Origin of the sequence: Actinoplanes solisilvae (assembly GCF_003999975.1) — a bacterium.
Classification (GTDB): Bacteria; Actinomycetota; Actinomycetes; order Mycobacteriales; family Micromonosporaceae; genus Actinoplanes; species Actinoplanes solisilvae.
The window spans coordinates 155868-173212 of sequence record NZ_RJAC01000021.1; the positions used below are offsets into that span (position 1 = coordinate 155868).

A 17345-nucleotide genomic window follows, 5' to 3' on the forward strand; every position below is an offset into this window, starting at 1 on the left:
GTTCGATAGTTCAGTTCGAGGCCAGGATGATGGCCAGGACCAGCAGGATGAGCAGGACGAGAACCGTGGCCGCGGCCCGGCGGCCGGAGTAGCTGGACAGATCGGGAGCCGGGCCGGGCACCGGCGCAGCAGGCGGCGTGACCGGCGTCGCGGATGGCACGCGCGGCGGCTGCGCGGTGACGGCCGGGCGGGGCGGGAGCGGCATGCGATCCACCGGCATTCGCAGGTACGGGCGCGAGTCGAGCACCGCGAGCAGGGTGGCCGCGGCCGGGCGCTGGGCCGGAACGGTCGCCAGCAGGCTGTCCCGCAGGATCTCGGCGAGGACCGGGTCGGGCAGGTCGTCAAGGGCGTGCAGGACGTGCACGGCGGCGCGTTCGCCGGTGAGCAGCCGGGCGACGAGCAACGCGACCCGGTAGCGGTCGGTGGTGGTGTCGGCCGGGCTGCTGCGCGGGGCGTGCGGGTCTTCCCAGTTGGGCTGGAAGATGTTGGTCATCCGGTGCCGGCCGCAGCCGTCCACGTCGATCACATAGGCGCTGTGGTCGGCCGGGCTGTAGAAGGCGTTGGAGTACGACCAGTCTGAGTAGACGAGACCGTAACGCCCGAGCAGCGCGGCCACCGAGACCAGGTCGTGGCTCACCCGCAACCGTTCCTTCCAGGTGGGCGGGGTGAGCCCGCGCCGGGCGAACGAGGCGTCGGGCCGGGCCAGCCAGTCGACCTCGAGGTAGCGTTCGGCGCTGCCCGGCGGAAAGGCGGCCCGGAATCTCGCCGGCGCCCGCGGAAGCACGCAGCCGACGGTCTTGCCGCCGTCGAGCAGCGCCGCGACCGGCCAGGACGTCGAGGCGGCGACCCGGTCACGGTCGGCCGGCGGCATGCTCGCGGGCAGGCCGATCAGCCAGTCGAGGCAGCCGGCGGCGTCCATGTCAGCCGGCTTGTGGTAGAGCTTGGCGAGCCAGCCGTCGTGGCCGGGCAGCGGGTGGATGCCGGTGCTCTGCCCGGCGCCGGGGCTGATCGAGGCGGGCAGAGGGCCGAGGTCGGCGAGGTCGATCGCGGCGGCCAGCGGCCACGCGGCGGGGGCGTTCACCGCCCGGTCCAGACCGTGACGGCGGTGCGGTCGTCCTGGAAGCCGCGGGCGTCGTACCCGATGTCGTTGAGGAACGCGCCCAGCGCGGGCGGATCGGACCACTGCCGGGCGAAGTACGCGTTGGCCTCGGACATCATCGTCCAGGCGTCGCCGACGCCGTCGCTGACCAGGGCGAGCACAGCGCCGGCGGGGAAGCGGTAGATCCGGCGCTCGGCCCGGCCGGGGTGCAACGGCAGGCAGGCGCTGACCGCGTTCGAGGCGATGCCGCCGTCGTCGGCCTTGAGATCACCCGCGAACGGTTCCCACCGCTCCCCGCGCAGCTGCCAGGCGGACACATCGCCGATCCAGGTGAACCAGCAGTCGCGCCCGTTCCGGCCGGAGTGGGTGTCGACGACGGCGACGATCAGCACGGCGCAGACGTCCTGTGCGGTGAGCCCGCGCCGGGCGGCCTCGTCGGTCATCCGCGCGCAGACGTCATGCAGGATGCGGCTCTCGTCGAGGGCGGCCGGGTCGGGGCGCCGCCCGAGAGCGTGGGCGATCAGGTCGACGGCGGCCTCGGCGGCGGTGGCGGCGCCCAGGTCGGATCGTGAACTGCTGGACAGCCCGTCGGCGACGGCGACGATGAGATAGCGGCCGGTCGGGTCACGGCCGAGCGCGTACGCGTCCTGGCGGGCGACGGCCGGTTCCTCGCAGCGGTGGCCGGGACCGAGCAGGGAGGCGGCGCGCACGGTGAGGTCGCCGAGCCGGGCCTCGTCGGCCGCGACGCCGGGCTGGGCGACCGGCTTGGGCAGCAGCCACGGCAGGGCGTGCGCGCGGGAGGGCCGCTGGCCGAAGACCGGGGGAGCGGGGTAGGTGGCCTCGCGGGTCAGGGTGGTGACCGGGGCCGGCGCGGCCGCTCCGGCCGTGGCAACCGTCAGTGGACGAGCAATCCTCTCCGGCGACGGCTCCCTCGCCGCCGGCTCCCTCGGCGCCGGCGGCAGGGGCGGCGCGTGCCGCGGGTGGCCGCCGGACGGTGGCGACGGGGCTCGGCGCTGACCGATCATCGGGCCGATCAGCTCGGTCTGCAGGGCCACGCCGGCGGCCAGGATCGCCGCCACTCCGGCCAGGGTGATAAGAAGGTCATTCGCGAAAAACTGCAATTCCAAGAATCCAAGGACAAGGACGGCGAAGATCACCGCCACGCGATCTACGCGAGGTGCCATGGCCTGGACGCTAGCAAACAGCCAGATCCACCGTTCGTACGAATTTCGGATGGCTGTCCGGTCGCTCGAAAAGAAAAGGCAAGTGGACGGACGACGTGCTCCGACCTCGGTCCTGGTCAGCGAGGAGCGGCAGATCATCGGGCTGTTCCCGCGTTGATCGAAGAGGTTGTCCATCGTGGAGATCAATGTCCACAAAGCCGCTAAGCCGACAGTTCATGGAACGAAAGGGTCGTACTTTCGTCGCCGACTCGTCGCCGAAATACGTAATCGACCTGACCGACCCGGGCGGCGATAATCACCCGTCACGCACGCGCCCTGAGAATGCGGACTACCTCTCAGGAATGCACTCTGGCCGCTGTCCCCGCCGGCCGCGGGCGGCCGCTTGGCCCGCTTGTCGCTGCTCGTTCTTCCGGAGGTTCATGTGGTGGCCCGTCTAGGTGGCGTCCGGCCAGTGTCTGTGCCCGGCGGCGTGCGGCGGGACCTCAGGAGGCGGTGAGTGGCTGCTAAATTCGCAGTATGGGTGCTCGGGTGCGGCGGGATGACCGGGAATGCCCTCTGTCCACGACTGTGCAGCACGTGGGGGAGTGGTGGACGCTGCTGATCCTGCACGACGCCTTCGACGGCTTCACGCGGTTCGACGAGTTCGAGGCGAACCTGGGGATCTCGTCGAGCATGCTGACCAGCCGGCTCAAGACGCTGGTGGCCGAGGGGATCCTGCGGAGGCGGCGCTATCAGGACAACCCGCCGCGATACGAGTACGTGCTGACCGAGCTGGGGCGCTCGCTGCGGCCGGTGGTCGTCGCGCTGGCGGCGTGGGGCAACAGCCGGCTCGCGCCCGAGGAGCGCAGCATGATCCTGGTCGAAGCGGCGACGGGTGACGAGGTGGACCCGGTCGTGGTCGATCGCAACACCGGCAGGGCGCTGGACGACCCCGACGCGTACGTCTTCGCGGCCGGGCCGGCCGCGAGTCGGGTGATGAGGGCCCGTTACAGGAGCACGAAGAGCAGGGCGAGCGCGGCCGGAACGGTCTGAATGTAGAGGATGCGGCGGCTCGAGGTGATCGCGCCCACGATGCCGGCGATCGCTACGCAGGACAGGAAGAACACCTTGGCGCCGAAGTTGTCGGCGATCAGACCCCAGACCAGGCCGGCGGCCAGGAATCCGTTGTAGAGACCCTGGTTCAGGCCGAGCACTTTGGTCTGCTCGGCGAACGCGGGGGTCAGGCCGAAGGCGCGCTGCCCCCGCGGAGTGGTCCACAGGAACATTTCCAGGACCAGGATGTACGCGTGGATGAGCGCGACCAGCGCCACGAGCACGTTCGCCACGATGATCATCGGGTCAGGCTACACAAACCCTTGACAGTGGCCCCGGTCACAGCGCATAACTAACGTACCAGTTCGTACATTGATGAATTGCGAGGCGAACGCATGCGCTGTGGGCTGATCGGGGCCGGCATCGGCACGTCTCTGTCCCCGGCGCTGCACGAGGCGGAGGGCCGTGGTCACGGCCTCGGCCTCACGTACGAGTTGTTCGACACCGAGTCACCGGAAGCCCTCGTACGGCTGCTCGACAAGGCGGAGAGCGAGGGCTTCGCCGGGCTCAACATCACCCATCCCTTCAAGCAGCGGGTGGTCGGGCTCGTCGACCGGCTGTCCCCCCAGGCCCGGGCCATCGGCGCGGTCAACACCGTGGTCTTCGCCGACGGGCGCCGCACCGGGCACAACACCGACGCGTACGGCTTCACCGAGGCGTACCGCAGTCTCGTGAAGGGCCGCGTCGTGCAGCTCGGGGCGGGCGGGGCCGGCGCGGCCTGCGCCTATGCCCAGCTCACCCTGGGCGTCGAGCACCTGACCGTCGTCGACCCGGACGCGGGCCGGCGCGAGCAGCTCGCCGCCCGTCTCGACGATCCCCGCCTCACCGTCGCCGCGCCCAACGACCTGGCGGCGGCGATCGCGGACGCCGACGGACTGGTCAACGCCAGCCCGGCCGGCATGCGCTCCCACCCGGGACTGCCTCTTCCCGCACGCCTGCTCCACCGCGGGCTGTGGGTCGCCGACATCGTCTACATGCCGGTCGAGACGCCGCTGCTGCGCGCGGCCCGCGACGCCGCACTGCGGGCGGCCGGCGGCACGGCGATGTGCGCCTACCAGGCCGCCGCCGCGTTCGAGCTGCTCACCGGGCGAACCCCCGACCTCCCGCGGATGCTGCGCCACCTCGACGAACTGCTGAAGCACCGCGAAGCCGCGTGAAACCCCCAGGAGCCCCCATGCGACCCACCCCGACCCAAGCTCCAGCCGAGACCCGTGACCTCCCCGAACCCCTGTCGCTGCGCCGCATGGTCGGCCCCGGCGTCGTCGCCGTCGGCATCGGCATGGCCGCCGGCGAGATCATTCTGTGGCCCTACCTGACCGCGATCGGCGGCCTCGGCCTGTTGTGGCTGGCCTTCTGCACCCTCGCCGTCCAGTTCGTCATCAACATGGAGATCGAGCGCTACACCCTGGCCACCGGCCAGACCGTGGTGGCCGGCTTCTCGCGCTGGTGGAAAGGCTGGGGCATTCTGATCTGCCTGGCCGGGGCCTTCCAGTACGTGTGGCCGGGCTGGGCGACCAGCGGTTCGACCGTGCTGACCTACCTGGTCGGCGGCGGCGACCCGGTCTGGATCACCGTGGGCACGCTGGTGGTCATCGGCATCCTGCTCTCGGTGTCCAAAGTGGTCTACACGACCGTCGAGCGCGTCGAGGTGGTCAAGGTCGGGCTGACCATCTTCTTCCTGCTCGTCGCGGTCATCTTCGTCATTTCGCTGAGCACGTGGGGCGAGGGTGCGAAGGCCACGGTCACCGAGTTCGGGCAGATCCCCGACGGCATCACGTTCACGCTGCTGCTGAGCGCCATCGGTGCCGCCGGCGCGGGTGGCGTACACAATCTGGTTCTCAGCAACTGGATCAGGGACAAGCGCTACGGCATGGGCGCGCACGTGCCGCGGCTGGTCTCCCCGATCACCGGGCGGGAGGAGGCGGCGGGCACCGACCGGTACGCCTTCGCGACCGACGAGGCCAACATGGCGCGCTGGAGGGTGTGGTGGAAGCGGGCCAACACCGAGCACCTGGCGACCTTCGTGGCGGTCTGCTTCGTGACCATCACGATCATGTGCCTGCTGGCCTACCAGACGCTGTTCGGGCGCGACGACCTCAAGAGCGACACGTCGTTCCTGCGCATCGAGGCCGGCATCCTGGGCGACGAGGTCGGCGGCTGGCTGAAGGTGTTGTTCCTGGCGGTCGCCGTGGTGTCGCTGTGGGCGGCGGCGATGGGGCTGCTCGACATCATCGGGCGGGTCGCGTCGGACTTCCTGCGGCGCAACTACACGATGGACTCGACTCGCTGGACCGAGCCGCGCATCTACCTGACCGTCGTGTGGGCCGAGATCGTGCTGGGCTCGATCATCCTGCTGGCCGGCTTCACCCAGCCGCTGGGCCTGCTGATCGTGTCGACCTGCGCGGCGTCGGTCGTGACGCTGCTCTACTCGATTCTGCTCGTGCGCCTCAACACCAAAGACCTGCCGGCCGCCGTACGGTTGGGTGGCTGGCGGCTGGGCGGAATGCTCATCGCCATCGGGTTCTACGGCTTCTTCGCTGTCGCGATGGTGGTCACGCAGCTGCAGAAGCTGTGACCGTGAGCAGATCCTCGAGGGCGGCCGCGCTCATCGGCCGCCCGAAGAGGTAGCCCTGGGCGAACCGGTAGCCCGCCTCGTGCAGCCGGGCCGCCTGGGCCGCCGTCTCGACGCCCTCGGCCACGGCGTCGATGCCGAAGTCGTCGGTGAAGCCGATCAGGTTGTTCACGATGATCGCGCCCGCCCGCCCGGCGGTCGCCCCGCTGACGAACGACTTGTCCACCTTGAGCACGTCGACCGGGCAGTCCATGAGCAGGCTCAGCGAGGAGTGCCCGGTCCCGAAGTCGTCGAGCGCGATGCGCAGGCCGAGCGCCTTCAGCCGGTGCAACTGCTCGACGGCCAGGTCGGCGGCGAGCACAGCGGTCTCGGTCACCTCGAGCATGAGGATCTCGGGGGCCAGCCCGCTCTCGGCGAGCAGGGCGGCGACCTGGTCGACGAAGCGGGGATCCTCGAGCTGGCGGGCCGAGACGTTCACGCTGATCCGCTTCGGGGCCCGGTCGCCGAGGCGGTCGCGCCACTCGACGGCCTGCCGGACGGCCTGTTCGAGCACCCAGCGGCCGAGCTCGACGATGAAGCCGTTGGCCTCGGCGAGCGGGATGAACGTGTCCGGGCCGAGCAGGCCGCGGTCGGGGTGCTGCCAGCGCAGCAGCACCTCGGCCCCGATCGGCTCGCCGCCGGGCAGCGCGATGATCGGCTGGTAGAGGGGGAAGAGCTGGCCCTCGGGCAGGGCGCGGCGCAGCTCGGCGGCGAGGCGGGCGGCGTCGTCGGCGGCCTCGTCCATGGCCGGGTCGAACCAGTGCCGTACGCCGCCGCCCGCGCTCTTCGCGGCGTACATCGCCACGTCGGCGCGGCGCAGCAGCTCGGCCGGCACGTCGCCCGGGCGGCTGGTCGTGACGCCGACGCTGGCCGCGGTGAGCACGACCTGCCCGTCCAGGTCGGCCGGCGCGCCGACGGTCTCGATGACTCGGGCCAGCAGGATCTCGACGTCCTCCGAGCCGGGGAGGACCAGGGTGAACTCGTCGCCGCCGAGCCGGGCGACCAGCGTCCGCTCTCCGGCGATCTCGGCGAGGCGCCGCGCGGTGACGTTGATGAGCTGGTCGCCGACATGGTGGCCGAGGCGGTCGTTGACGACCTTGAAGTCGTCCAGGTCGAGCAGGGCGACGTGGAACCGGGCGCCGTCGGCGAGCAGGCCCTCCACATGGCGTTCCAGCATCGCGCGGTTGACCAGGCCGGTCAGGCTGTCGTGGGTCGCCTGGTGGGTGAGCTTGTCCTGGTAGCGGTGCAGCTCGTCGAGGTGGGCGTCGACGGTGCCGAGCAGGCGCTGGTTGTCGCGCAGGGCCAGGATCTGCCGTACGACGACGAGGGCGGTCAGTGCCACGGCGACGATCTGCATGGCGGTGGTCTCGACCGGGTCGCCGGTGCCGGTCGAGAGCAGCAGCACGTCGGTGACGGCCACAGCGACGTACGGAAGGATGGTGATCTTTCTGGTGGGTCGGCGCGCCGCCGGAACACGGGGGCCGCTGCGGGCGTGGCGGTGCGCGGCGAGGTTGATGGTGAGCGCGGCGACCGGCACGGCCAGCAGGCTCGACGACAGGTAGGGCAGGGGGCTCAGGAAGGGGGAGAGGCCGCCGAGCGCCGAGCTGAGCGCGCAACCGCCGGCCAGGATGTGGATCGCCCGCCGGTCGAGGCCGCCGGCCCCGGCGAAACCGACCTTGACGAACGTCGCCGTGCCCAGGCAGGCCACCAGCATGATGGCGAGCATCGAGGCGGCCGAGCCGGTCTGCGTCACCCAGCGCTGGTGGTCGCGCAGCGTCAGGTGCCAGACGATCGCCCCGACGGTGATCAGCACCATCAAGGCGTCGAGGCCGAACCGCGTCCAGTCGGCCCGGCTGCGCTGCCACGACGGGAGGCGCAGCAGCGCCCACAGCACCAGCGCGAGCACGGCCAGATAGAAGCCGACGGTGACGGGACTGATCAGTTGCGAGGGTTGAGGGCCGCCGACGGCGTCGATCGTGTTGCCGACGGTGCCGGCTGTGAAGAACACTCCGGCCAGCGTGAAGTGGCGCCAGAAGCGGCGGGTGCGCGGGTCTCGGGCGGCTTTCCAGCAGGCGTACGTGGCCAGGGCTCCCCCGACGGGCAGCGTCAGCCAGCCGATGACCGGGTAGGACCACTCGTGCTCCAGGCCGACGAGCACCCAGACGAGGTTCGCCGCGACCAGCACCGCACCCGCCAGCTCGACGGCGTGCGCCCAGAACCAACGCGGCATGCGGCCCCCTCGATCGAAAACGTCGAGGGTGCATATCGGCCGGTGCGCCGCCGAGTTGAGAGCGGGCGCCTGACTACAGTTCTCGTGTACGCGAGTGCGGAGGTTGCGGATGGGGTCCGAGGCGACGAACGGCGAGCGGGTGCGGGACGCTGAGCGCACCCGGGCCGAGATCATCGAGATCGCGACGCACGAGTTCGCCGACCAGGGCTACGCCGGCGCCCGGGTCGACGAGATCGCGGCGAAGACCCGTACCACCAAACGGATGATCTATTACTACTTCGGCGGCAAGGAAGGGCTCTACCTGGCCGTGCTCGAAGAGGCCTACCGGCACATCCGCGCGCTCGAGCAGAAGCTCGACGTCGACCATCTCGAGCCGGTCGAGGCGCTGCGCAAGCTGGCCGAGCTGACCTTCGACCACCACGAGCAACACCAGGATTTCGTACGTCTCGTCGCGATCGAGAACATCCACTACGCCCAGCATCTGCTGAAGTCCGAGGTCCGCGACGGGCTGGCCGCGCCCGCCCTCGACGTGCTGCGAAGCATCATGACCCGGGGCGTGGCCGCCGGGCTTTTCCGCGACGACCTCGACGCCCTCGACGTACACATGATCATCAGTGCGTTCTGCATCTTCCGCGGCGCCAACCGCTACACGTTCCGCGCCATCTTCGACCGCGACCTGCTCGACCCGGGCCTGCGTACGCACCTGCGACAGATGATCGGTGACCTGGTCGTGGCCCACGTGACGCACGGTAGGACGTAATCGGTATGCCTCCAATGCATTGATGAACGTCTCTTGATGGCTAGTGTCGGAAGCCCCGACACCCCCTCAGGAGGCATCGATGCTTCTTCGACGGTTGGCGGCCGCATTCGTGGCCGCCGTCGCGATCGCCGGCGTTCAGGTCGCCGGCGCCGCACCGGCCAGCGCCGCACCCCGCGTCCTCTACTACGACGCGAGCCAGGCGCAGGAATTCGTGGCCGTGGTCAACCAGGGCGCGCAGATCTGGAACAGCCGCGCCACCAACGTGCGCCTCGAACCGGTCCCCGCCGGGCGCACCCCCAACATCCGCGTCTACGCCGACAACGGCTGGCCCCGGGCGCAGACCACCTCACTGGGCAACGGCCGCGTCTGGATGGGTCGCCAGGCGGTCAACCAGGGCTACCACCCGCCGCGGATCGCCGCCCACGAGCTCGGCCACATTCTCGGACTGCCCGACCGGCGTACGGGATTGTGCGCGGATCTGATGTCGGGCAGCAGCGCGCCGATCTCGTGCACCAACTCGTACCCGAACGCGCGCGAGCTGGCCCAGGTCGAGGCCAACTTCCGCACCTCGGTGGCGACGGCCCCGCAGACGTACGTCTGGCAGCCCGCCCTCTCCTGAGCGCGGCGCACGGCTCTTCGAACCTCAGGCGAGGACCAGACGGGGTTCGAAGAGCCGTGACTCGGCCGGGCCGGGGTGCTCGAGCTGGTCGAGGAGCGTCTCGGCGGCCGTACGGGCCATGGCCGTCACGGGAATCTCGACGTGGTCGACGGGGGACTCGAGCAGGTGGGCGATCTCGGACGGACAGATGGGGACCACGGTCACGTCGTCACGGTGCTCGCGGCGCAGCAGGCCGAGCAGCGGGGGCAGGGCCGCCTCGTGCTGCACGACGATGCCGGTCAGGGTGCCGAGCTCGCGGGTGACGGCGGCGAGCCAGTCGTCCACGCCGGCCCAGGTCGGCTCGCACACCCGTACGGTATGGGTCGGGCCCGCCTCGGACTGGAAGCCGTGAGCGGTGTGGCGGGCGTAGCCCTTGCCGGGCGGGCCGATCAGCTCGGGCGGCGACATGAGAGCGACACCGTCGGCGTTCCTCGCTCTCAGATGCCGGACGGCCAGGCGGGCGGCGCCGGCGAAGTCGAGATCGACGCAGGGCAGGCCGGTGTCGCTCGGCGAGCCCAGCACGACAGCCGGGATGCCGGAGAGTTCGAGCAGGCCGGCGCGGGGATCGGTCTCGTCGGTGTCCATGAGGATCACGCCGTCGACGAGACGCGAGCCGATGACACGTCGCAGGCCCTCGGCGCCCTCGCGCGGATCGATGAGCAGGACGTCGTGGTCGCGGCGCCGGGCCACCTCGAGGATCGTGCCGACCATGCGCTGGATGATCGCGGCGGTCAGGTCGTCACAGCGCGGGGCGACCAGGCCGATCGTGCGGGTGCGGCCCCCGGCGAGGGCCCCGGCCGCGGCGTCGGGGCGATAACCCAGATCCCGTACGGCTTGCAGCACGCGATCGCGGGTCTCGGGGGAGATGGGGCGGCGGCCGGACAGCACGTAGGAGACGGTGCTCGCGGAGACGCCCGCGGCCCGCGCGACGTCAGCGATGCGCGCCATGAAGCGAACGTAGCCGTTTGTCCCGTTCAGGCCCAGCGACTACTCGGTGCGGCTCAGGAGTTTCCGGAAGCTGCCGATGTTGGGGTATGCGCGGCCTCAGTCAGTGGTGGCGTCCGGTAGCCGTGCCCCTGATGGTCTGGCTGTTGCTGGTCGTCGTGGGCACCGGTGTGCTGCTGTGGCAGCAGGACAACAGCCGCGACGCGGTGGCCATGCGCTTCGACAACGGCGTGCGCGTGCTCGGCGACTTCATGACCGGCGTCGCCGCCGACGTGCTCGAGCGGGAACGCGTGCAGGCCCGCGCCTCCCTGTCCGACCCCGTGGTGCAGAAGCGGGACTTCGACCGGGCCGTCGCCAGCTTCGGATACCCGGCCGCTGTGCTGCTCGACGACCAGGGCCGTGCCTTGCAGACCGCCCCCGCCGACCCGAAGGAACTGGGCAAGGACATCGCCGTCCGCTACGAACATCTGCGCTCCGCGCTCGCGGGCCGGCCTGCCGTGTCAGGGGTGGTCGTCGCGGACGCCGAGGGGATCCCGGTCGTCGCGTTCGCCGTACCGTTCGAGACGTCGTCGGGGCGGCGGGTGTTCTCGGGGGCGATCCCGATCCGGGCCAGCCCGCTCGCCTCGTACTTCACCAGCGCGCTCTCGCTGACCGGCGCGCGGGTCCAGCTCGACGACTCGGCCGGCAACATCGTCGCGGGCACCGAGGCCTTCTCGACCCGTACGCCGACTCTCGCCTCCCAGGACGCCGCGCTGGCCGAAGCGTTGCGCGACGCCGCCGAAGGTCGCTACAGCAGCGCCGGCCATTGGTGGCGCTACGCCTCGGTGAAGGTCGACGGCACTCCGTGGCGGCTGTCGGCCACCGTGCGCGAGGACGTGCTCTACGGCTCGCTGCGCAACAACGAGGTCGCCGGCCGGGCGGCTCTGGCCGGGGCAGCCGTCGTCGGTCTGGCCGTCGTGGCCGCGGCCGGCCGGGCCCGGGCCAGCCGCCGTGACCTGCTGCTCAGCGAGCGCCGGTTCCGCAAGGTGTTCGACGGTTCGCGGATCGGCATGGTGCTCGCCGACTCCCGGGGGCGTTGCCTGCGGGTCAATCCGGCCGCGGTTCAGATCTTCGGGCGGGCCGAGGACGACCTGCTGGGCCGCCCGCTGGAGGACTTCACCCATCCCGACGACGCGGGGCTGAGCACCGGGCCGATGCGCGACTGCCTGGCCGGGCGGCTCGACGGCTTCGACCTCGACAAGCGTTACCTGCGGGCCGACGGCGAGGTCGTCGAGGCGTCGATCACCGCCTCGGTGCTGCGCGACGAGGACGGCCGGCCGCTGTACTTCGCCACCCAGATCATCGACACGACCGAGCGCCGCGCCCTGGAGCGCGAACTCGACCACGACCGGGCCGAGCTTGCCCGGCGGGCCCAGGAGCTGCAGGAAGCCAACACACACCTGGCCGACGTCATGGCGATGTTGAGCCACGACGTCCGCCAGCCCCTCGCCAAGATCGTCGGGCTGGGGGAACTGCTGCTCGAGGAGTGGGCCAACATTCCCGAGCACGCCAAGACCAATGACGTACGTCGAATGACCGTCGCCGGGCACCGGGCGAACGACCTCGTGACCGACATCCTGATGCTCGCCCAGTTCGACGCGGGCGCGATGCTGGCCCGGCCCGTGCGCACCGACGTCTCGCACGCCGTCCGCGAGGCGGTCGTCGCCCATCACGTCAGCGCGACCACCCCGGTCTCGGTCATCGCGCCCGACGAGACGACCGGCCTGGCCGACCCCGGTCAGCTTCAGCTCATCCTGGGCAACCTGTTGAACAACGCGACCAAGTACGGCCGTCCGCCGATCGAGGTGACCGTGGCGAACGCGGAGGAGCAGGTCGTCATCCGCGTCGCCGACCACGGTGAGGGCGTGCCCGCCGATTTCGTGCCGCACCTGTTCGACCGGTTCGCGCGGGCCGGCTCGGGCGTCGCCACGACCACGGCGGGTACGGGTCTCGGGCTCTACCTGGTGCATCAGCTCGCGCAGACCGGTGGACTCGATGTGTCGTACGAGCAGAACCACCCGCACGGCGCGGTCTTCACGGTCACCGTGCCGCGGGCCTCGCCCGGCTCGCGGCTGCGTACCGCCGACGAGGCTGAATCCGTACGGGCCTGAGGTTCTAGCGGTTCGTCAGGCGCTCGGCGTTCTCGGTGTAGCGGGCGCCCCTGATGTCGATCGCCGCGGCCGCCTCGTCGATCTCGCGAAGGTCGTCGGCGGTGAGCTCGATCTGGTCGGCCCCGATGTTCTCCTCGAGCCGCGAAAGCCGTCGGGTGCCGGGGATGGGGACGATCCAGGGTTGCTGGGCGTGCAGCCAGGCGAGCGCGATCTGCGCGGGGGTGGCGCCCTTGTCGTCGGCCTTGCGGCGCAGCAGGTCGACCACGGCCTCGTTGGCCTGGCGCGCCTCGGCCTCGAAGCGGGGCAGCGTGGCACGCATGTCGTCGTCGGCGAAGGCCGTGTCGCGCGTGATCGCGCCGGTGAGGAAGCCCCGGCCGAGCGGGCTGAACGGGACGAAACCGATGCCCAGCTCCTCGGCCAGCGGCAGAATCTCGCCCTCGGGACGACGGAACCACAGCGAATACTCGTACTGCAGGGCGGTCACCGGCTGCACGGCGTGTGCCCGCCGTACGGTCGCGGCGGCCGCCTCGGACAGGCCGAAGTGGCCCACCTTGCCCGCCGTGATCAGCTCGCCGACGGCGCCGGCCACGTCCTCGATCGGCACGTTCGGGTCGACCCGGTGCTGATAGAGCAGGTCGATCCGGTCGGTGCGCAGCCGTCGCAGCGATGCCTCGACCACGACGCGGATGTGCTCGGGCCGGCTGTCGACGCCGCTCTGCCGGCCGGCCTCGTCGATCGCGAACCCGAACTTCGTCGCGATCACCACCCGGTCCCGCAGCGGTGCCAGGGCCTCCCCGACGAGTTCCTCGTTCACGAACGGGCCGTACACCTCGGCGGTGTCGAAGAACGTGACGCCCCGATCGACCGCCGCCCGCAGCAGCTCGATGTTGGCCTGCCGGTCGGGTCCGGGGCCGTACCCCTGGCTCATTCCCATCGCCCCGTAGCCGATCGACGAGACCTCGAGCCCGTTGCCCAGCACGCGTGTCCGCAAAGTCATGCCCTGAGGCTACGACCGGCCGCCCGTCGCCGAGAGGCCGTCCGATAGCGTGAGCAAGTAAACAAGCGATGACATAACTCGGAGGCCCGCGATGACGAGCGCGCTGTTGGTCATGGACGTTCAGGAGGCGGTCGTAGCCCGCTATCCCGATGCCGCATATCTGCCCCGGCTCGCCGAGGCGATCGCCGCGGCGCGGGAAGCGGGCACCCCCGTCATCTATGTGACGGTCGGCTTCCGGCCGGGCGCGCCCGAGGTCAGCGTGAACAACCGCATGTTCGGCCGGTTGAGGGGGACGCCGCACCACGCCAACCCGATCCACGCGGCCGTCGCGCCCCGGGACGGCGACATCGTGGTGACCAAGCGTCGGGTCAGCGCGTTCGCCGGCAGCGACCTCGACCTCGTGCTGCGGGCCGGCGGCATCGACCACCTGATCCTGACCGGCATCGCGACCAGCGGAGTCGTGCTGTCCATCCTGCGCGAGGCGGCCGACCGCGACTTCCGCCTGACCGTGCTGGCCGACGGCTGCCTCGACAACGACCCCGAGGTGCACCGGGTGCTGACCGGCAAGGTCTTCCCGGCCCAGGCCGACGTGATCACGGTGGCGGAGTTCGCCGGCGTCGCGAACTGAGGCGGTGAGCCCTCGCGCGGAGGCGGAGCGCGCGACGACGCCGGCGGGGCGGATTCGGTGGATGGGCCACCGCCCGCCGGCGTCGTCGCGGCGGATTCGCAGCCGGGGGTCCGTGGGGCCGGAGCCGGCTTCACGGGGCCGTTCGGGGTGGCCCCGATCGACTGGAATCGATGGCGTAAGTATTGCCGCGATCGGCGGGCCATGTCAACAACTTCCGGAAACATCGCGGTAACGCACGTACGGTGATTCTGCTGGTCGGGGTCGAGGAACCCTTCGGGGAATCGTGCGCTGCCCTGGGGTCGTACGGAATGATGGCGGTTGAATTTCCGAAAGTTCCGGAGAACTGTCCGACGTTTCGGGACGGCTGTGCGGTCGCGGATGGGCGCACCGATAGGATCGCGGTCGCGCGGAAGGAACTGAGAATGTTCGGAATGGGTCAGAGGCCGGGCGACTCGTGGAAGTTGATCGAGCAACATGTGCGGCCCGACTTCCGCAGGACGGTCGTGTTCGGGCTCGTCGCGCTGGCCGCGCTGATCGCCGGCAGCCAGATCGGCAACATCGACTCGGCCTCGCTCAAGGAGCGGCTGATCGCGTGGGGCTGCGCGGTGCTGGTCGCGGTGGCCGGCATCCTGTCGACGCGCACGGCCTCGCGCGAGGTCCACCGCATCACCCAGGCGCGAGCCGGCGCCGTGGCCGCGACCCCGCTTCGCCTGGTCACCCAACTCGGCGGCTATCTGATCACCATCTTCGCCGTGTGCGACCTGCTCGGCGTGGGGCTGCAGCACCTGCTCGTGGGCGGGGCCGTCACCGGGGTCATCCTCGGGCTGGCCGCGCAACCTGTGCTGGGCAACCTGTTCGCCGGGCTGGTGCTGCTGTTCGCCCGGCCCTACCTGCCGGGGCAGCAGGTGCGGGTGCTCTCCGGCGCGATCGGCGGCCCCCACTACGGCACGATCGTCTCGGCGGGGCTGCTCTACACCGTGCTCGAGACCGCCGAAGGGCCGCTGAACATCCCGAACTCGGCGCTGCTGGCCTCGGCCGTCGGGCCCTCCGACGGCGAGCCCGACGACGGGCCGGCCGACCCGTCCGACCCGGTGCCGCCGCCCGCCGACGACGCGGCCGCGATCGCCACCGCCGCCGCCACCGCCGCCGCGCTCGCCGAGACGGCCGACGAGACAGGACGCAAGAACGGTGGCGCCGACCAGGCATAGTTGATCTGTGCGCCTCATCCTGAACGTTCTCTGGTTCATCTTCGGCAGCGGTTTCGTGCTCGCCATCGGGTACGGGATCGCGGCTCTCATCTGTTTCGCGCTGATCGTGACCATCCCGTTCGGGATCGCCGCGATGCGCCTGGCGGTCTACTCGCTGTGGCCGTTCGGACGCACGGTCGTCAGCAACCCCCACGCGGGAGTCGCCTCCGGCATCGGCAACATCATCTGGGTCGTCGTCGCCGGCTGGTGGCTGGCCCTGACCCACATCGCCACCGGCATCGCCCAGTGCGTGACGATCATCGGCATCCCGTTCGGCATCGCGAACTTCAAGCTCGTGCCGGTCGCGTTCTGGCCCCTCGGCCGCGACATCGTCGACCTGACCGATTAGTTCCCGCGCGCCGGCCCTACGCCGCCTCGACCTGCGACGTGTCAGGCCGACGTCCTCGGGCGGGCTGCTGGTCGACTACGCGGTCGCCACGTGACGCTCAACACCGGGTGTGCTGCGCGCCGGTGTGGTGGGGTACCACGCCCCTCGTAACCCGGGCCGGGGAGGAACCAGGGGAGTTCCCTGGCTCGGCCCGACGGGTCGGAAGGCGAGAGTGACGTCATGGACAACACCTACGCGTACGGGCCGGTCGTGACCCGCGACCGCAGCCACACCCTGTTCGCGCAAACGATGGCGTACGTCGCCGGCACGGCCGGACTGTTCGCCCTCGGCGCCTACCTGGGCCGCAACCTGACCGGCGGCCCGGCCATCATCGCCTACATCGCGTCGTTCGCGGCCCTGATCGGCATGCAGTTCTCGGCCCGCCGGTCCCGCGAACTGACCATCGGGCTGCTCGCGGCGTTCGGCTTGTTCATCGGGCTGGCGGTCGCGCCCACCCTGGCGTTCTACGCGTCGCAGGACCCGCAGGCGCTGTGGCAGTCCGGCGGGGCGACCGCCCTGTTCATCGCCGGCTTCGGGGCGGCCGGGTACGCCACCCGGCGTGACCTGTCGAAGCTGGCCCGGTACGCGTTCTGGGCGCTGGTCGCGCTGATCGCCTTCAGCATCGTGCTGATCTTCGTGAACATCCCGAACGGGGCGCTGATCTACGCGATCCTCGGCCTGGTCATCTTCGCGGTGCTGACGATGGTCGACTTCCAGCGGTTGCGCCGCAATACCGACATCCAGTCGGCGCCGCTGCTGGCCGCATCGATCTTCCTGGACATCCTGAACGTGTTCCTGTTCTTCCTGACCATCTTCAGTGGTCGCAGCGACAACCGTTGACTTCGTTGTTGTGCCTCTGGCTCCGCTTTGCTCCGCGGCGATCTGCGCCTCGTAGAGAGCCTCCGGGCTCGGGGGCTGCCGTGGAGGCCCGGTGCAGGCATCTGGTTCGCGCAGCCGTTCCCCTGAGGCCCAGACGCCTCACCCATGACGGCCGGTCGCGGTGGCTGTTTGGCTCGCCGTCGTGCCTGATACCAGGAGACAGGGCTCTCCCCGGCTTGATCGTTGTGCTGATCCTTGATGTAGGGGCCTCGACCGCATTTCAGGGGCCTGAAACCAGGATCTCGGATCGATCATGGACGGGGAGGGGCCTGTATTCCTGAACTTGGGAACTGTCGTCCGGCTGGACTGCTTGTCAGCGCAACCGGGTGGCACCGCGCGGTGTGCTCGCCGTGGATTGTGTCAAGCCCCGGGTTTGATGGAGAGTTGGTTAGCTGGTTTCCAGGGTTGCGGTGACCGGGTGGGTCATCGCGTGTAGGGCTTCGTGTTCGGCGGGTGGGACGTGGTCGAGCTCGCCGT

General features: G+C 70.5%; 16 protein-coding genes. 10 read left to right on the forward strand and 6 right to left on the reverse strand.

The window, feature by feature from the left end; genetic code table 11:
- Window positions 1-10: 10 nt before the first annotated feature.
- Entirely contained in the window at window positions 11-1081 is a 1071-nt protein-coding gene (locus EER30_RS36715) for a hypothetical protein (protein WP_127505677.1), read from the reverse strand.
- Window positions 1078-2226 (reverse strand): protein phosphatase 2C domain-containing protein, encoded by a 1149-nt coding sequence (locus EER30_RS36720; protein WP_164842605.1) that lies wholly within the window; start codon window positions 2224-2226, stop codon window positions 1078-1080. The genes EER30_RS36715 and EER30_RS36720 overlap by 4 nt, the downstream gene beginning before the upstream one ends.
- A 573-nt stretch (window positions 2227-2799) precedes the next feature.
- On the opposite strand from EER30_RS36720, the gene EER30_RS36725 reads away from it, so the two are divergent.
- Complete coding sequence (locus EER30_RS36725; RefSeq protein WP_127505681.1) at window positions 2800-3315, forward strand: winged helix-turn-helix transcriptional regulator; 516 nt, start codon at window positions 2800-2802, stop codon at window positions 3313-3315.
- On the opposite strand, the gene EER30_RS36730 is transcribed toward EER30_RS36725, so the two are convergent.
- Window positions 3270-3617, reverse strand: a complete 348-nt coding sequence (locus EER30_RS36730) for a DUF1304 domain-containing protein (RefSeq protein ID WP_127505683.1) — start codon at window positions 3615-3617, stop codon at window positions 3270-3272. The two genes, EER30_RS36725 and EER30_RS36730, sit on opposite strands and share 46 nt — an antisense overlap.
- A gap of 93 nt (window positions 3618-3710) precedes the next feature.
- On the opposite strand from EER30_RS36730, the gene EER30_RS36735 reads away from it, so the two are divergent.
- Together EER30_RS36735 and EER30_RS36740 are read left to right on the forward strand one after the other, a co-directional pair.
- Window positions 3711-4532 (forward strand): shikimate dehydrogenase, encoded by an 822-nt coding sequence (locus EER30_RS36735; protein WP_127505685.1) that lies wholly within the window; start codon window positions 3711-3713, stop codon window positions 4530-4532.
- A 17-nt stretch (window positions 4533-4549) separates the two neighbouring features.
- A complete protein-coding gene (locus EER30_RS36740) occupies window positions 4550-5950 on the forward strand; it encodes an Nramp family divalent metal transporter (RefSeq protein WP_127505687.1) in 1401 nt (466 codons plus the stop codon).
- Here the strand turns inward: EER30_RS36740 and EER30_RS36745 are convergent.
- Window positions 5928-8216 (reverse strand): putative bifunctional diguanylate cyclase/phosphodiesterase, encoded by a 2289-nt coding sequence (locus EER30_RS36745; protein WP_127505689.1) that lies wholly within the window; start codon window positions 8214-8216, stop codon window positions 5928-5930. The two genes, EER30_RS36740 and EER30_RS36745, sit on opposite strands and share 23 nt — an antisense overlap.
- Window positions 8217-8325: 109 nt before the next feature.
- On the opposite strand from EER30_RS36745, the gene EER30_RS36750 reads away from it, so the two are divergent.
- Together EER30_RS36750 and EER30_RS36755 are read left to right on the forward strand one after the other, a co-directional pair.
- Window positions 8326-8976: a TetR/AcrR family transcriptional regulator gene (locus tag EER30_RS36750; protein ID WP_127505690.1), complete on the forward strand. Its 651-nt coding sequence runs from the start codon at window positions 8326-8328 to the stop codon at window positions 8974-8976.
- A 79-nt stretch (window positions 8977-9055) separates the two neighbouring features.
- The gene (locus EER30_RS36755) at window positions 9056-9595 is read left to right on the forward strand and encodes a snapalysin family zinc-dependent metalloprotease (RefSeq protein WP_127505692.1); all 540 of its coding nucleotides are present in this window, start codon (window positions 9056-9058) and stop codon (window positions 9593-9595) included.
- A 24-nt stretch (window positions 9596-9619) separates the two neighbouring features.
- Here the strand turns inward: EER30_RS36755 and EER30_RS36760 are convergent, their stop codons facing one another.
- A complete protein-coding gene (locus EER30_RS36760) occupies window positions 9620-10582 on the reverse strand; it encodes a LacI family DNA-binding transcriptional regulator (protein WP_127505694.1) in 963 nt (320 codons plus the stop codon).
- Between the two features lie 86 nt (window positions 10583-10668).
- Here EER30_RS36760 and EER30_RS36765 point away from each other — a divergent pair, with 86 nt between their 5' ends.
- The gene (locus EER30_RS36765; protein WP_127505696.1) at window positions 10669-12729 is read left to right on the forward strand and encodes a sensor histidine kinase; all 2061 of its coding nucleotides are present in this window, start codon (window positions 10669-10671) and stop codon (window positions 12727-12729) included.
- 4 nt (window positions 12730-12733) lie between these two features.
- Here EER30_RS36765 and EER30_RS36770 read toward each other — a convergent pair whose 3' ends face one another.
- Window positions 12734-13726 (reverse strand): aldo/keto reductase, encoded by a 993-nt coding sequence (locus EER30_RS36770; RefSeq protein WP_240670531.1) that lies wholly within the window; start codon window positions 13724-13726, stop codon window positions 12734-12736.
- Window positions 13727-13817: 91 nt separating this feature from the next.
- Here EER30_RS36770 and EER30_RS36775 point away from each other — a divergent pair, with 91 nt between their 5' ends.
- The 4 genes from EER30_RS36775 to EER30_RS36790 all read left to right on the forward strand — a co-directional run bounded on the left by EER30_RS36775 (window position 13818) and on the right by EER30_RS36790 (window position 16829).
- The gene (locus tag EER30_RS36775; RefSeq protein ID WP_127505698.1) at window positions 13818-14354 is read left to right on the forward strand and encodes a cysteine hydrolase family protein; all 537 of its coding nucleotides are present in this window, start codon (window positions 13818-13820) and stop codon (window positions 14352-14354) included.
- Between the two features lie 431 nt (window positions 14355-14785).
- Window positions 14786-15562, forward strand: a complete 777-nt coding sequence (locus tag EER30_RS36780) for a mechanosensitive ion channel domain-containing protein (protein WP_127505700.1) — start codon at window positions 14786-14788, stop codon at window positions 15560-15562.
- A gap of 7 nt (window positions 15563-15569) precedes the next feature.
- Entirely contained in the window at window positions 15570-15950 is a 381-nt protein-coding gene (locus EER30_RS36785) for a YccF domain-containing protein (protein ID WP_127505702.1), read from the forward strand.
- A 219-nt stretch (window positions 15951-16169) separates the two neighbouring features.
- The gene (locus EER30_RS36790) at window positions 16170-16829 is read left to right on the forward strand and encodes a Bax inhibitor-1/YccA family protein (protein ID WP_127505704.1); all 660 of its coding nucleotides are present in this window, start codon (window positions 16170-16172) and stop codon (window positions 16827-16829) included.
- Window positions 16830-17345: the final 516 nt, after the last annotated feature.

What these genes read in the sequence shown, in the direction of transcription:
- EER30_RS36745 (WP_127505689.1), bottom strand. Translation starts at nt 8,216, where the DNA reads ATGCCGCGTTGGTTCTGGGCGCACGCCGTCGAGCTGGCGGGTGCGGTG.
- EER30_RS36790 (WP_127505704.1), top strand. Translation starts at nt 16,170, where the DNA reads ATGGACAACACCTACGCGTACGGGCCGGTCGTGACCCGCGACCGCAGC.
- EER30_RS36750 (WP_127505690.1), top strand. Translation starts at nt 8,326, where the DNA reads ATGGGGTCCGAGGCGACGAACGGCGAGCGGGTGCGGGACGCTGAGCGC.
- EER30_RS36770 (WP_240670531.1), bottom strand. Translation starts at nt 13,726, where the DNA reads ATGACTTTGCGGACACGCGTGCTGGGCAACGGGCTCGAGGTCTCGTCG.
- EER30_RS36735 (WP_127505685.1), top strand. Translation starts at nt 3,711, where the DNA reads ATGCGCTGTGGGCTGATCGGGGCCGGCATCGGCACGTCTCTGTCCCCG.
- EER30_RS36740 (WP_127505687.1), top strand. Translation starts at nt 4,550, where the DNA reads ATGCGACCCACCCCGACCCAAGCTCCAGCCGAGACCCGTGACCTCCCC.
- EER30_RS36765 (WP_127505696.1), top strand. Translation starts at nt 10,669, where the DNA reads ATGCGCGGCCTCAGTCAGTGGTGGCGTCCGGTAGCCGTGCCCCTGATG.
- EER30_RS36730 (WP_127505683.1), bottom strand. Translation starts at nt 3,617, where the DNA reads ATGATCATCGTGGCGAACGTGCTCGTGGCGCTGGTCGCGCTCATCCAC.
- EER30_RS36760 (WP_127505694.1), bottom strand. Translation starts at nt 10,582, where the DNA reads ATGGCGCGCATCGCTGACGTCGCGCGGGCCGCGGGCGTCTCCGCGAGC.
- EER30_RS36725 (WP_127505681.1), top strand. Translation starts at nt 2,800, where the DNA reads ATGGGTGCTCGGGTGCGGCGGGATGACCGGGAATGCCCTCTGTCCACG.
- EER30_RS36755 (WP_127505692.1), top strand. Translation starts at nt 9,056, where the DNA reads ATGCTTCTTCGACGGTTGGCGGCCGCATTCGTGGCCGCCGTCGCGATC.
- EER30_RS36775 (WP_127505698.1), top strand. Translation starts at nt 13,818, where the DNA reads ATGACGAGCGCGCTGTTGGTCATGGACGTTCAGGAGGCGGTCGTAGCC.
- EER30_RS36780 (WP_127505700.1), top strand. Translation starts at nt 14,786, where the DNA reads ATGGGTCAGAGGCCGGGCGACTCGTGGAAGTTGATCGAGCAACATGTG.